This window comes from Pseudomonas sp. GL_117 (assembly GCF_057835125.1).
The window spans coordinates 1,571,736-1,584,797 of sequence record NZ_CM174418.1 but is presented as its reverse complement, the minus strand read 5'-3'; the positions used below and the strand labels follow the sequence as shown (position 1 = coordinate 1,584,797).

Below are 13,062 nucleotides of genomic sequence, written 5' to 3'. Positions count from 1 at the left end.
GCGGCTTAAGAAATTTCGCGCCTGAATGGCGGCAAGGCATTCAGGATAGCCTTGCCATAGCGCTGGGTGACCAAACGGCGGTCGAGCAAGGTGATGGTGCCCCGGTCCTGTTCGGTACGCAGCAAGCGCCCGCAGGCCTGGACCAGCTTCAAGGAAGCGTCCGGCACCGAGATTTCCATGAACGGGTTACCGCCCCGCGCTTCGATCCATTCGGCCAACGCCGCTTCGACCGGATCATCCGGCACCGAGAACGGGATCTTGGCGATCACCACGTGTTCGCAGTAGGCGCCCGGCAAGTCCACGCCTTCGGCAAAGCTGGCCAGGCCGAACAGCACGCTGGAGTCGCCGCCATCCACCCGCGCCTTGTGCTTGTTCAGGGTTTCCTGCTTGGACAGGTTGCCCTGGATAAACACCTGCTTGCGCCAGTCGCGGTCGAGACCGTCGAACACGTCCTGCATCTGTTTGCGTGACGAGAACAGCACCAGGGTGCCGCGCGAACCTTCCACCAGCTCCGGCAGGTCGCGGATGATCGCCGCGGTGTGCGCTGCGGCGTCCCGCGGGTCGGCCTTGAGGTCGGGCACTCGCAGCACACCGGCGTCGGCATGATGGAACGGGCTGGGCACCACGGCGGTGACGGCTTTTTTCGGCAGGCCGGCGCGCATGCGGAAGCGGTCGAAGGTGCCCAGGGCCGTCAGCGTGGCGGAGGTCACCAGGCAGCCATAGGCCACGTTCCACAGATTGCGACGCAGCATTTCGGCGGCGAGGATCGGGCTGGCGTTGACCTCGATGTCAAACAGCGCACCGCTTTCCGACAGGGTCAGCCAGCGGGCCATGGGCGGGTTGTCTTCCGGGTCTTCGACGGTGAAGGCGGTCCACAATTCCCAGTTGCCTTGGGCGCGGGACAGCAGGCTGCCGAACAGCGGATACCATTCCTCGGCCTGGTTGCTGGCGATGCCGATGTTGACCTCGCCGTCCATGCCTTCCTTGAGCAAATCGGTGAGACGGGTAAACAGGTCGGTCAGGCGCGAAAAGCCCTTCTTCAACTCGATGCCCATTTCGCGCATATGTTCGGGGATCAAGCCGCCGACGAAACGGTGGCGTGGGCGCTCACGGCCTTCCACATCTTCGCCGGGCTTGAAGTCGGCGACCTGCTCGCAGGCGCTGAACATGAATTGCTGCTGGGTCTTGATCTCCCGCGCCAGCTCCGGCACTTGTTCGATCAGCTTGCCGAGGTCGCCGGGCAGTGGGTGCTGGGCCAGCAACTTGGTGAGGTTCTTCGCGGTGCTTTCCAGCCAATCGGCGGTGGATCGCAGGCGCGTGTAATGGGCGAAGTGACCGATGGCCTTGTCCGGCAGGTGATGGCCTTCGTCGAAGACGTAGAGCGTGTCACGCGGATCGGGCAATACGGCACCGCCGCCCAGGGCCAGGTCAGCCAGCACCATGTCGTGGTTGGTGACAATCACATCGACCTTGCCCATGCCCTCGCGGGCCTTGTAGAAGGCGCACTGGCCGAAGTTGGGGCAATGGCGGTTGGTGCATTGGCTGTGGTCGGTGGTCAGGCGCGCCCAGTCGGAGTCTTCCAGGGCGGTGGGCCAGCTGTCGCGGTCGCCGTCCCATTTGTTGCCGGCCAGTTTCTCGATCATGCTGGTGAACAGCTTCTGGCTGACCTCATCCACCTCGATCTTGAAGCCTTCTTCTTCGAACAACGACGCGGTGGCGGTTTGCGCATGGCCTTCCTGCAACAACACGTCGAGCTTGGACAGGCACATGTAGCGGCCACGGCCCTTGGCCAGGGCGAAGGTGAAGTTCAGGCCGCTGTTGCGCATCAGGTCGGGCAGGTCTTTGTAGACGATCTGCTCTTGCAGGGCCACGGTGGCGGTGGCAATCACCAGGCGCTTGCCGGCGGCCTTGGCGGTCGGGATCGCGGCCAGGCTGTAGGCCACGGTCTTGCCCGTACCGGTGCCGGCTTCGACGGCCACGACCGCGGGCTCACCTTCGCGGCGACCTTCGTCGTCGGTGTCGATATCCCCGAGGACCTTGGCCACTTCGGCGATCATCAGGCGTTGGCCATAGCGCGGTTTCAAGCTCTTGGCTTCGAGAAAACGCGAGTAGGCGCCCTGGATCGTGGTTTTGAGTTCAGTGCTGATCATGGATAGTCGGGCGCAAAAAACGCTGGATAAATTTTCAGTGGTTCGGATCGGCCGCTATCATACCCCGCTAATGAATCCCGCGCAGAACGGAGTACCGCAATGACCGTGTTTAGCCTCGCCTACACCCTGCATGTATTGGCCGCCCTGATCTGGGTCGGCGGCATGTTTTTCGCCTGGATGATCCTGCGCCCCGCCGCCGGGGTGGCACTTGAGGGCCCTGCCCGGCTCACGCTGTGGGCAAATGTGTTTCAACGTTTTTTTGTGTGGGTATGGGTCGCGGTGGCGATTTTGCCGATCAGCGGCATTGGCTTGCTGCACCTGCGCTTCAGCGGGTTTGAGACTGCGCCGCGTTATGTGCAGGTGATGATGGGCCTGTATCTGGTGATGACGGCGTTGTTTATCCGCATCCAGGCGTTGAAGTTCCCGGAACTGCGCGCAGCGGTGGCGGCGCAGGATTGGCCGGTGGGCGCGGCGGTGCTGGGGCAGATTCGGCGGTTGGTAGGCATCAATTTGATTGTGGGATTGGTAACAGTGGCAATCGCCTCAGCCCGACCAATGCTCTGAGCTTGTAGTGAGCGGGCTTGCCCCGCGCTGGGTGGCGAAGCCGCCCCAAATCCAGACACCTCGGTCTTTCTGAAACACCGCGGTGTAACGGTTGGGGCGGCTTCGCCCCCCAGCGCGGGGCAAGCCCGCTCACTACAAGTTACAGGCGTTGGATGGTGACGGAACCTGCGGGCCCCGCTGGTCCTGGTTGGCCTTCCAACCCAGGACGGCCCTTCTCGCCGCCATCGGCCTGATACACCAGGCACCCCTTGGACTGCCCGCCTTTGCCTGGCTTGCCCGCCGTGCCCGCCAAACCACCCGCGCCACCGTCGACCCAGACCTTGATCTGCTGCGCCGGGAAGTCCTTTGGCAATTCAACCCGCACTTGCGCACCCGCCGCACCCGGCAGGCCATCACCACCGTTGTCGCCATTGGCGCCACGCCCGGCCGCGCCCCAGGTGCAGCCCGGGTCCACGCCGTTGGCACCGTCCAAACCGGCATAACCTTTGGCACCAGCACCACCACGGGCATCCACCGACAACTCATCGGCCGCCAATGATTGAATGCGCAAGGTCAGGTCACGCCCGGCCTTGGCCGGTTTTTCATGGGTGCCGGGCGCACCGCGCGAGGTGAACTGGCTGCCGTGGTCAAGTTGCGCATGGCGCACCTGCAATTGCAGCGCGGTATTACCCGGGACGATGGCGATACGCGCGTCGCGCCCCAGGTGCAACTCATCCACCGTGACCTGGCTGATACTGGCCGGAATCAGCAACGTGCCGTAGTCCGCCACATCCAGGCGCTCCAATTGCAGCACGCTGGTGCTGTTGGGCAGGCGCATCAACGAGTTGGTTTCAACACTGACGCTCTGGGCCAGGGCAATGGGGCTGACCAACAGGGCCAACAGTAAAACCTTACGCATCTTGGGGCTCCCGAGTTTGTTCTAGTTTTTTCTTTGGACGCACAGTAACGACTTCTACCGGCGATTTGCCAGTGAAGGTTCAAAAAAGTTGGGAAAGGTCGGTTTCGGTAAAGATTGCCGGCAATGCCCCTGTGGATCCCACAGGGGCAAGGGCTGTCAGCGGTTGATCTGGATTTCCACGCGGCGGTTCAACGCACGGCCTTCAGCGGTTTTGTTGTCGGCGACCGGATGGCTTTCGCCAGCCCCCGTTACCGAGACAAAGCTGCTGCGCGGCACACCCGATTGGATGAGGTACTCGGTGACCGAATGCGCACGTTTTTCCGAGAGTTTCTGGTTGTAGGCGTCTTTGCCGACGCTGTCCGTATGACCACTGACCCGCAGTTGCGCGCCCGGTGCTTCTTTTTTCAGGCGGGTGGCGATGGTATCGAGCTTGGCTTTATCCGCCGCCGTCAACTTGGCCGAATCGAACTGGAACAACACATCGCGGATCACGATGGTTTCTTCCTTGACCACGACCACTTCCTCAACCACTGCCGCGACCGGCACCGGCGGGCAACCGTTGGCATCTACATGCACGCCCTTAGGCGTGCCCGGGCACTTGTCGCGGCTGTCCGGTACGCCATCGCCGTCCTCGTCGCCATCGCCATGCACCCAGCAATAGGCGCCGGCCATGCCGCCGACCAACAGCGCGCCATAGCCCGCGTAGGCCGAGCTTTCCGTTGCACCGATCGCCGCGCCGGTCACACCGCCAACGGCGGCGCAGGTGGGCCAATCGGTTTTTTGCAAGCCTGCGCAACCTGTCAATACGCCGGTTAGCAGAATCAAGGGCAGAGCTGTCCGCATGATGCTCATCTGATTTCTCCTGAGGGGATCGGCGGGGGCCGATGGGTGGAGTAAAGACCGCTCTTTTCATCTGCGCCAGTAGGCCGCACCCCCGGTTTCATTGAGGATCGCCGCCAGTGCCTGGCTTTTCGCAATCGCCCGCTCTAGGCCAGCACGCTCAGCCGCGCTAGTCTCTACGGTCCTGATGTGAGGATCTGTGATGACCGCTGGTATTTCCGCTCGTACACCCCAACAAGCCTTGGCTGCCCTGCTCGACCTGCACCAGCCCAAGCGCCTGTTGCTGTTGGGGGCCAGCCAGTTCCCGGCGCTGGAGGCTTTTGAAGCCGAACACCCGGACACCCAGGTGTCCATCGCCCCGCCCGGCCCCCTGCCCGCCGAGCTGGCCGCGCAGCGTTTTGACCTGGCGCTGGTGGTCGACTGCCTGGAGCACCTATCAAAGGCACAAGGCCTGACCCTGCTCGGCGGCATCCGCAACCTCAATGCCAGCCGCATTGCGGTGCTGGTGGACCTCGGCGCATGCGAATGGCAGGACACCGACTTCTTCTCCCTGGCCTTGCAGGCCGGCGAGCGTTTCCAGCGCGATGAGCAGGTTCTGACGCTGTTTACCTACGATCTGCTTGACTATAAACAGGTGCCGGACTGGCTCAACGCCCGGTTCTGGGCCAACCCGGAAAACTTCGGAAAGTATTGGTGGTAACCCGATGAGTACATCCATTTGCCCCTGCGGCAGTGGCAACCTGCTGGATGCCTGCTGCGGCCATTATCACGCCGGCCACCCGGCGCCCTGCGCCAGCGCGCTGATGCGTTCGCGCTACAGCGCCTATGTGCTGGGCCTGGTGGACTATCTGGTGGCAACCACCCTGCCCGCGCAACAGGCCGGCCTGGACCGTGACGCCATCGGCGCGTGGAGCGCCCAAAGCACCTGGCTGGGCCTGGAGGTGGAAAGCTCCGAGGTGTTCGGCGGCCAGCCGGAGCACGCGTTCGTGACCTTCACCGCCCGCTGGCATGACAGCACTGGCGAACACAGCCACCGCGAACAGTCTTCTTTCGTACAGAATGACGGGCGCTGGTACTTCATCGATCCGACCGTGGAGGTGAAGACCGGGCGCAACGATGCGTGTCTGTGTGGCAGCGGGCAGAAATTCAAGAAGTGTTGTTCCAGCTATCTCTAACCAACACAGGACAAACGCCATGCTTCGGATCTACAGCTTGATGCTGGCGTTAACCCTCGGCCTGAGCGGCTGCGCGTCGTGGTTCGAAGACGACGCGCCACCGCCCCACGTGTCCCTGGTGAAAGTCGAAGTGGTGCGGGCCAAGCTGTTGGAGCAGAAATTCAAGCTGTACTTTCGCGTGGACAACCGCGACGACGCCGACCTGACCGTACGCGGCCTGGTCTACAAGGTCAGCCTGGACAACTTTGTGCTGACCGAAGGGGAATCCAACCAGTGGCTCACCGTGCCGCCCAGAGGCCATGCTTTTTTCAAGGTTTCGGTACGCACCAACCTCTGGCCACAGATCCGCGATGTGGTGCAGATGCTGAAAAACCCGAGCAAGCCAGTGCCCTATCGCCTCGAAGGCGAGCTGAAAACCGGATTATTCATCGGTTATGACGTGCAGGTGGCCCACAATGGCGAGATAATCCCCGGCGATTTTATTCCGGAGCGACATCAATGACTCAGCAACCCCATGTCCATGGTCCTGACTGCAACCACGATCACGATCACCATGATCACGACCACGGCCATGTCCACGGCCCGAACTGCGGCCACGCTCACCAGGAGCCGGTGCGCAACGCCTTGAAGGACGTGGGTCGCAACGATCCGTGCCCGTGCGGCAGCGCAAAAAAATTCAAGAAGTGCCACGGGGCGTAATACGCCACTTGAATCTGTAAGCGCGCTTGTGTGGGAGCGGGCTTGCTCGCGAAGGTGGCGTGTCAGTCACAGGTATTTCAACTGACCCACCGCCTTCGCGAGCAAGCCCGCACACACATTGGATTGCATCTCAAATCAGGATCTGCGCTGAAACAACAGCTCAACCTCTCGCCCGCCACCGTCTCGATTCCTCAAGCTCAACCGCCCTTCATGCGCCCAGGCTTAGCCCAGCACATCACGGGAGTTGATCACCGTGGCGTATTCGCCGTGCAGGTTACCCAGGGACATGGCGTGCACCAGCTCGGCGGGGTGCGGCGCACCGAAAAAGTCCGGTTTGTCGAAGGTGTAGCACGCGTCCTCAATCACCCAGGTATCAAACCCGAGGTTGCCGCCGGTGCGTGCGGTGGCTTCCACCGAGTTGTGGGTGGCCACGCCCACCAGCACCAATTGCACGATGCCGGCCGCGCGCAACTGCGCTTGCAGCGGCGTACCGCTGAAGGCATCCGGTACGCGTTTTTGAATCAATTGCTCGCCGGGCGCAGGCACGCAATTGTCCTGGAACTCGACGCCGGACTGCCCAGGCCAGAACACCGAGTCCGGCAGATGGGACAAATGCTGCACATGGATCACCGGGCGCCCGGTACTGCGCCAATGCCGCAACAGCGCCTGGATGCGTTCTTCGGCCTGCGGGTTATTACGCCGCCCCAGCTTGGGGTGATGAATGCCTTTTTGCTGATCAATCACGATCAGCGCCGCGTCCTGTCGAAATGCCATAACGATAGACCTAAATGTTTCATTGAATTTTCGCGCTCCCAGCATCACCTATTCCTACAGCCATTCGCGCACTTGGAGAGCGTCATGATCGACTTGTACTACTGGACTACCCCCAACGGTCACAAAGTATCACTGTTCCTGGAAGAAGCCGGCCTGCCCTATGAGGTGCATCCGATCAATATCGGCCAGGGCGACCAGTTCAAGCCGGACTTCCTGAAGATCGCTCCCAACAACCGCATTCCGGCCATCGTCGATCATCAACCGAGCGATGGTGGCGCGCCGATTTCGTTGTTCGAATCCGGCGCAATCCTGCTCTACCTCGCAGAAAAAACCGGCCAGTTCATTGCCAAGGACCTACGCGGTCGTCAGGAAACCCTGCAATGGCTGTTCTGGCAGATGGGTGGATTGGGGCCGATGGCCGGCCAGAACCATCACTTCAGCCAGTTCGCACCGGAAAAGATTCCCTACGCGATCAAGCGTTACGTGGATGAAACCGCGCGCCTGTACGGCGTATTGGATCGGCGCCTGGCAGACCGCGCGTTCGTCGCAGGCGAGGACTACAGCATTGCCGACATGGCCATCTATCCGTGGATCGTTTCCCACAAGTGGCAGAGCCAGCGGTTGGAAGATTTCCCCCATGTGCAGCGTTGGTTTAACAGCATCAAGGAGCGGCCGGCGACAGTGCGGGCTTACGAACTGGTGCAGAAAGTGAATCCGCCCAAGGCCTGACCCCAAAGCATTTGATTTGAGCCCGTCTCAAGATCTGATGCTTTCCCCAAACTCCTGCTTGCGTCGTTTCACCGCGCTCACTAACGTAGCGCCTTTACTGACGCTACCCCCCGCAGGAGCTTTGCCATGGCCTCGCCAGCCCTCTCACATTTTCTTCCCCGGTTCGGCGTTGCCGCGGCAGTGGCCAGTGCATTAAGCCTGGCCGGCTGCCAACTCCAGAGCATCCAGGACACCCTGCCGCCGGTCGCCGGCGTGCAACCAATCAAAGGCCTGGCACAGAATGTGTCGGTGCGTCGCAATGCCCAGGGCATGCCGTTGATCGAAAGCAACACCTTCCATGACGCGCTGTTCAGCCTCGGTTATGTACATGCCAGTGACCGCATCACCCAGATGGTCACGTTGCGCCTGCTGGCCCAGGGCCGTCTGGCGGAGATGTCCGGTCCCGATGTGCTGGATGCCGACCGGTTCATGCGTGCGGTCAACCTGAAAAAAAGCGCCGGCGAGCTGTATAACGCCTCCTCGCCACGCCTCAAGCGGTTCTTCGAGGTGTACGCGCGCGGCGTCAACGCCTACCTGTTCCGCTACCGCGACAAGCTGCCGCCGGACCTCGCCCAGACCGGCTACAAGCCCGAGTACTGGAAACCGGAAGATTCGGCGCTGTTGTTCTGCCTGTTGAATTTCAGCGAGTCGGCCAACCTGCAGGAAGAAATCGCTTCACTGGTGCTGGCGCAGAAAGTCGGTGTCGACAAACTCGCCTGGCTCACCCCGAGCGCGCCGGATGAAGCGATCCCGCTGGCCGAAGCCGAGAAACTCAAAGGGGTCAACCTGGGCCAGATCACCGGCCTCGCCGGGCTGGACACGGTCAGCCAGCAACTGAGCCGCCTCAACGCCCTGGCCGTGACCACCTCGAGCAACTGGGCGATTGGCCCGCAACGCAGCCGCAGCGGCAAAAGCCTGCTGGCCAACGACCTTGCCGCCCAGCCGCAAGCGCCGTCGCCGTGGAGCTACGTGCAGATCCGCGCGCCGAAATACCAGGCGGTCGGTGCCTCGATTGCCGGTCTGCCGACCCTGTTGTCCGGCTTCAACGGCAAAGTCGCGTGGAGCATGAGCACGGTCAAGGGCGACACCCAGGACCTGTTCCTGGAGAAGGTCAAACGCCAAGGCAGCGCGTTGTACTACGAGAACAACGGCAAATGGCTACCGGCCGCTGTGCGTAACGAAACCTTCTTCGTCAAAGGCCAACGCTCGACTCGCGAAGTGGTGTACGAAACCCGCCATGGCGCCCTGCTCAACAGCAGCCAGGCACTGACCAGCGGCCTGGGCCTGGCCTTGCAAACCGCCGACTTCAAGGACGACAAGAGCCTGGACGCGTTCTTCGACCTGTCCCGCGCACAAAACGCCGGCAAGGCCTCGGACGCGACCCGCGAGATTCGCGCCATCGCGTTGAATCTGGTGTTTGCCGACGCCAGCAACATCGGCTGGCAAGTCACCGGCCGCTTCCCCAACCGCCGCGAAGGTGAAGGCCTGCTGCCCTCGCCGGGCTGGGACACGCGCTTTGACTGGGACGGTTACGCCGACGCAATGCTGCACCCTTACGACCAGGACCCGGCCCAAGGCTGGATCGGCACCGCCAACCAGCGCACCGCACCGCGCGGTTATGGCATGCAGCTGTCCAACTCCTGGGACGCGCCCGAGCGCAGCGAGCGCCTGGCGCAACTGGCCAATGCGGGCAAGCATGACACCCGCAGTATGATCGCCATGCAGTACGACCAGACCACCACCTTCGCCGCCAAGCTCAAGAGCATGCTCCAGGCGCCGGGCATGGCCCAGCCGCTGAAACAGGCGATTGACGCCCTGCCGGCAGCCGAGCAGGCCAAGGCCCGCGAGGCGTTGAGCCGCTTGATGGGGTTCGATGGGCGCCTGGTGTCCACCTCCGCCGACGCGGCGCTCTACGAACTGTTCCTGCAAGAAAGCACCAAACAGATCTTCCTCGATGAACTCGGCCCGGAAAACAGCGCCAGCTGGAAGGCGTTTGTCAGCAACGCCAGCCTGTCCTATGCCGCCCAGGCCGACCACCTGCTGGGCCGTGAAGACAGCCCGTTCTGGGACGACATCCGGACCCCGCAGAAAGAAGACAAACCGGCAATCCTCGCCCGTAGCCTGGCCGCGGCGATCAGCGCCGGAGACAGCCAACTGGGCAGCGATCACAAGGCCTGGCAGTGGGGCAAGTTGCACAGCACCACCTGGAAAAACGCCGGGGGCCAGGTGATTCGAGGCCCATTGGCATCCGGTGGCGACCACAACACCCTGAACCCGGCGCCGTACAACTGGGGGCAGGACTTCACTACCACCCAGGTGCCGGCGCTGCGCATGATCGTCGACTTCGGCCAAGTGGAACCGATGACAGGCCAGGGTGGCATCGGCCAATCCGGCAACCCCGCCAGCCCGAACTATGCCAACGGCATCGACCCATCGCTCAAGGCGCAATACCTGAGCTTCCCGATGCAGCCGCAGAACTTTGACAAGGTGTACGGGAAGACGCGGCTAACCCTGACCCCAGGCAAATAACCCCGCCCCCCTACGAAAGGCAGCCCCTGTAGTGAGCGGGCTTGCCCCGCGCCGGGTGGCGAAGCCGCCCCAAACGGTCCGCCGCGGTGTTTCAGGAAAACCGAGGCGCCTGGATTTGGGGCGGCTTCGCCACCCAGCGCGGGGCGAGCCCGCTCACTACAACAGCCCTCCGACATTTTCAGATGCGCACGACCCAAAACGGTGCGCTGATTTTCCAATGCCCAATTTCGGGCATCTCCTACACTCTGAAGTATTCCTTCGTACCTTTTAAAACGACTATTCGGAACTATGGTTCAGAAATTGCTACGGGTGTTGGGTCTGACACCGTTCAGTAACAGTCCTAAACGCGCCACAAGCGCTTATCTTGGTTTCAAGGGATTACATAATGAAAAAAGCATTGCTGACCCTTTCTGCACTGGCTCTGTGCATGGCCGCAGGTTCCGCCTTGGCCAAGGAATACAAGGAATTGCGTTTTGGTGTCGATCCGTCCTACGCGCCGTTCGAGTCCAAAGCCGCCGACGGCAGCCTGGTGGGCTTCGACATCGACCTGGGCAATGCGATCTGCGCGGAGCTGAAGGTCAAGTGTAAGTGGGTCGAAAGTGATTTTGACGGCATGATTCCGGGCCTCAACGCCAACAAATTCGACGGTGTGATTTCGTCGATGACCGTGACCACCGCCCGTGAAAAGGCGATCGACTTCTCCAGCGAGCTGTTCTCCGGCCCGACGTCCCTGGTGTTCAAGAAAGGCGCCGGTTTCTCCACCCCGGAGTCGCTCAAGGGCAAATCCGTGGGCTATGAGCAAGGCACCATTCAGGAAGCCTACGCCAAGGCCGTGCTGGACAAGGCCGGTGTGACCACCAAGGCCTACGCCAACCAGGACCAGGTGTACGCGGACCTGACCTCCGGCCGCCTCGACGCCTCGGTGCAGGACATGCTGCAAGCCGAACTGGGCTTCCTGAAGTCGCCGGCCGGTGCCGGTTATGAAGTCAGCGCGGCTATCGATGACCCACTGCTGCCGTCCAAAACTGCGATCGGTATCAAAAAAGGTAACAAAGACCTCAAGGCCTTGCTCGATAAAGGTATCAAAGCGTTACACGATGATGGCACCTACGCCACCATCCAGAAGAAACACTTCGGCGACCTGAACCTGTACAGCGGTAAATAACACCCTGGCGCCCACCCCTTTGCGGTGGGCGCTTTTTTATCGCCATAGGTCCTGAAGTCATGTTTGAAGATCTTTTACAAACCCTGGGGCTGGGTGCCTTCAGCTTGAAGGGGTTCGGCCCGCTGTTGCTGCAAGGCACGTGGATGACCGTGAAGTTGTCGGTCGCTTCCCTGGCCGTCAGCGTCCTGCTCGGCCTGCTCGGCGCCAGCGCGAAGCTGTCCAGCCTGCGCCTGCTGCGTATCCCCGCCCAGCTCTACACCACCTTGATCCGCGGCGTACCCGACCTGGTGCTGATGCTGCTGATTTTCTACAGCCTGCAAATCTGGCTGACCGGTTTTACCGACTTTATGGAATGGGACTACATCGAGATCGACCCATTCAGCGCCGGGGTCATCACCCTGGGCTTTATCTACGGTGCTTACTTCACCGAAACCTTTCGCGGTGCGATCCTCGCCGTGCCCCGCGGCCAGCTGGAGGCGGCGACGGCCTACGGGCTCAAGCGCGGGCAGCGGTTCCGCTATGTCACCTTTCCGCAGATGATGCGCTTTGCCCTGCCGGGCATCGGCAACAACTGGATGGTGATGCTCAAGGCCACCGCGCTGGTGTCGATCATCGGCCTGGCAGACCTGGTCAAGGCGGCCCAGGATGCGGGCAAGAGCACCTATCAACTGTTCTATTTCCTGGTGGTCGCCGCGCTGATCTACCTGTTGATTACCAGCGCCTCCAACTTCGTGTTGCGCAGGCTTGAGCGGCGCTACTCCGCCGGGGCCCGGGAGGCCGTGCGATGATCGAACTCCTGCAGCAATACTGGCGGCCGTTCCTGTACAGCGACGGCCAGCACATCACCGGCCTGGCAATGACCATGTGGTTGCTCAGCGCCTCGCTGGTGATTGGTTTCCTCGTGTCGATCCCGCTGTCCATCGCACGCGTCTCGCGCAAGCGCCTGGTGCGCTGGCCGGTGCAGTTCTACACCTACCTGTTTCGTGGCACGCCGCTCTATATTCAGTTGTTGATCTGCTACACCGGCATCTACAGCATCGCGGCGGTGCGCGAACAACCGTTGCTGGATGCGTTCTTTCGCGATGCGATGAACTGCACCATCCTCGCCTTCGCCCTCAACACCTGTGCCTACACCACCGAGATCTTTGCCGGGGCGATCCGCAGCATGGCCCACGGCGAAGTCGAAGCGGCCAAGGCCTACGGTCTGAGCGGTTGGAAGCTGTATGCCTACGTGATCATGCCCTCGGCCCTACGCCGTTCGCTGCCGTACTACAGCAACGAAGTGATCCTGATGCTGCATTCGACCACGGTGGCATTTACCGCGACGGTGCCGGACATTCTCAAGGTGGCCCGGGACGCCAATTCGGCCACCTACATGACCTTTCAATCATTCGGCATCGCTGCGCTGATCTACCTGACCGTGACCTTCGCCCTGGTTGGTCTGTTTCGCCTGGCAGAGCGCCGCTGGCTGGCCTTTCTCGGGCCGAGCCACTAAGGAGT

At 61.8% G+C, this 13,062-nt stretch carries 14 protein-coding genes; 10 read left to right on the top strand and 4 right to left on the bottom strand.

Annotated features, from left to right (window positions below):
• Positions 1–5 precede the first annotated feature (5 nt).
• Complete coding sequence (dinG, locus tag AC3ISR_RS07095) at positions 6–2,150, bottom strand: ATP-dependent DNA helicase DinG (RefSeq protein WP_135288038.1); 2,145 nt, start codon at positions 2,148–2,150, stop codon at positions 6–8.
• 99 nt (positions 2,151–2,249) lie between these two features.
• On the opposite strand from dinG, the gene AC3ISR_RS07090 reads away from it, so the two are divergent.
• On the top strand, positions 2,250–2,714 hold the full coding sequence (locus AC3ISR_RS07090; protein ID WP_192299316.1) for a CopD family protein: 465 nt from the start codon (positions 2,250–2,252) through the stop codon (positions 2,712–2,714).
• A 139-nt stretch (positions 2,715–2,853) separates the two neighbouring features.
• Here the strand turns inward: AC3ISR_RS07090 and AC3ISR_RS07085 are convergent, their stop codons facing one another.
• Positions 2,854–3,612, bottom strand: coding sequence for a collagen-like protein (locus AC3ISR_RS07085; RefSeq protein ID WP_192299317.1), 759 nt, complete (start codon positions 3,610–3,612; stop codon positions 2,854–2,856).
• A 156-nt stretch (positions 3,613–3,768) separates the two neighbouring features.
• Positions 3,769–4,464 (bottom strand): PA1041 family peptidoglycan-binding anchor lipoprotein, encoded by a 696-nt coding sequence (locus AC3ISR_RS07080; RefSeq protein WP_305392200.1) that lies wholly within the window; start codon positions 4,462–4,464, stop codon positions 3,769–3,771.
• Positions 4,465–4,654: 190 nt separating this feature from the next.
• On the opposite strand from AC3ISR_RS07080, the gene AC3ISR_RS07075 reads away from it, so the two are divergent.
• The 4 genes from AC3ISR_RS07075 to AC3ISR_RS07060 are packed head-to-tail and all read left to right on the top strand — an operon-like array spanning position 4,655 to position 6,326.
• Complete coding sequence (locus AC3ISR_RS07075; RefSeq protein WP_463984553.1) at positions 4,655–5,152, top strand: DUF6231 family protein; 498 nt, start codon at positions 4,655–4,657, stop codon at positions 5,150–5,152.
• A 4-nt stretch (positions 5,153–5,156) separates the two neighbouring features.
• A complete protein-coding gene (locus AC3ISR_RS07070; protein ID WP_192299320.1) occupies positions 5,157–5,627 on the top strand; it encodes a YchJ family protein in 471 nt (156 codons plus the stop codon).
• A 19-nt stretch (positions 5,628–5,646) separates the two neighbouring features.
• Positions 5,647–6,129, top strand: a complete 483-nt coding sequence (locus AC3ISR_RS07065; RefSeq protein WP_463984552.1) for an LEA/WHy family protein — start codon at positions 5,647–5,649, stop codon at positions 6,127–6,129.
• Positions 6,126–6,326: an SEC-C metal-binding domain-containing protein gene (locus tag AC3ISR_RS07060; protein ID WP_026136698.1), complete on the top strand. Its 201-nt coding sequence runs from the start codon at positions 6,126–6,128 to the stop codon at positions 6,324–6,326. Before AC3ISR_RS07065 ends, AC3ISR_RS07060 begins: the two co-directional genes overlap by 4 nt.
• A 222-nt stretch (positions 6,327–6,548) precedes the next feature.
• On the opposite strand, the gene AC3ISR_RS07055 is transcribed toward AC3ISR_RS07060, so the two are convergent.
• On the bottom strand, positions 6,549–7,100 hold the full coding sequence (locus AC3ISR_RS07055) for a cysteine hydrolase family protein (protein WP_192299322.1): 552 nt from the start codon (positions 7,098–7,100) through the stop codon (positions 6,549–6,551).
• An 84-nt stretch (positions 7,101–7,184) separates the two neighbouring features.
• Between AC3ISR_RS07055 and AC3ISR_RS07050 the strand changes: the two genes are divergently transcribed.
• From AC3ISR_RS07050 to AC3ISR_RS07030, 5 genes are all read left to right on the top strand, one after another.
• Positions 7,185–7,829, top strand: a complete 645-nt coding sequence (locus AC3ISR_RS07050) for a glutathione S-transferase N-terminal domain-containing protein (RefSeq protein ID WP_192299323.1) — start codon at positions 7,185–7,187, stop codon at positions 7,827–7,829.
• A gap of 126 nt (positions 7,830–7,955) precedes the next feature.
• Entirely contained in the window at positions 7,956–10,397 is a 2,442-nt protein-coding gene (locus AC3ISR_RS07045) for a penicillin acylase family protein (protein ID WP_463984551.1), read from the top strand.
• Between the two features lie 385 nt (positions 10,398–10,782).
• Entirely contained in the window at positions 10,783–11,562 is a 780-nt protein-coding gene (locus AC3ISR_RS07040; RefSeq protein WP_017739082.1) for a transporter substrate-binding domain-containing protein, read from the top strand.
• Between the two features lie 59 nt (positions 11,563–11,621).
• On the top strand, positions 11,622–12,350 hold the full coding sequence (locus AC3ISR_RS07035; RefSeq protein WP_192299325.1) for an ABC transporter permease: 729 nt from the start codon (positions 11,622–11,624) through the stop codon (positions 12,348–12,350).
• Positions 12,347–13,057 (top strand): ABC transporter permease, encoded by a 711-nt coding sequence (locus tag AC3ISR_RS07030; RefSeq protein WP_192299326.1) that lies wholly within the window; start codon positions 12,347–12,349, stop codon positions 13,055–13,057. Before AC3ISR_RS07035 ends, AC3ISR_RS07030 begins: the two co-directional genes overlap by 4 nt.
• Positions 13,058–13,062: the final 5 nt, after the last annotated feature.

Excerpts from the sequence above, each read along its gene's own strand:
- AC3ISR_RS07045 (WP_463984551.1), top strand. The coding sequence starts at position 7,956 with ATGGCCTCGCCAGCCCTCTCACATTTTCTTCCCCGGTTCGGCGTTGCC.
- AC3ISR_RS07035 (WP_192299325.1), top strand. The coding sequence starts at position 11,622 with ATGTTTGAAGATCTTTTACAAACCCTGGGGCTGGGTGCCTTCAGCTTG.
- AC3ISR_RS07085 (WP_192299317.1), bottom strand. The coding sequence starts at position 3,612 with ATGCGTAAGGTTTTACTGTTGGCCCTGTTGGTCAGCCCCATTGCCCTG.
- AC3ISR_RS07075 (WP_463984553.1), top strand. The coding sequence starts at position 4,655 with ATGACCGCTGGTATTTCCGCTCGTACACCCCAACAAGCCTTGGCTGCC.
- dinG (WP_135288038.1), bottom strand. The coding sequence starts at position 2,150 with ATGATCAGCACTGAACTCAAAACCACGATCCAGGGCGCCTACTCGCGT.
- AC3ISR_RS07080 (WP_305392200.1), bottom strand. The coding sequence starts at position 4,464 with ATGAGCATCATGCGGACAGCTCTGCCCTTGATTCTGCTAACCGGCGTA.
- AC3ISR_RS07050 (WP_192299323.1), top strand. The coding sequence starts at position 7,185 with ATGATCGACTTGTACTACTGGACTACCCCCAACGGTCACAAAGTATCA.
- AC3ISR_RS07070 (WP_192299320.1), top strand. The coding sequence starts at position 5,157 with ATGAGTACATCCATTTGCCCCTGCGGCAGTGGCAACCTGCTGGATGCC.
- AC3ISR_RS07030 (WP_192299326.1), top strand. The coding sequence starts at position 12,347 with ATGATCGAACTCCTGCAGCAATACTGGCGGCCGTTCCTGTACAGCGAC.
- AC3ISR_RS07055 (WP_192299322.1), bottom strand. The coding sequence starts at position 7,100 with ATGGCATTTCGACAGGACGCGGCGCTGATCGTGATTGATCAGCAAAAA.
- AC3ISR_RS07090 (WP_192299316.1), top strand. The coding sequence starts at position 2,250 with ATGACCGTGTTTAGCCTCGCCTACACCCTGCATGTATTGGCCGCCCTG.
- AC3ISR_RS07065 (WP_463984552.1), top strand. The coding sequence starts at position 5,647 with ATGCTTCGGATCTACAGCTTGATGCTGGCGTTAACCCTCGGCCTGAGC.
- AC3ISR_RS07040 (WP_017739082.1), top strand. The coding sequence starts at position 10,783 with ATGAAAAAAGCATTGCTGACCCTTTCTGCACTGGCTCTGTGCATGGCC.
- AC3ISR_RS07060 (WP_026136698.1), top strand. The coding sequence starts at position 6,126 with ATGACTCAGCAACCCCATGTCCATGGTCCTGACTGCAACCACGATCAC.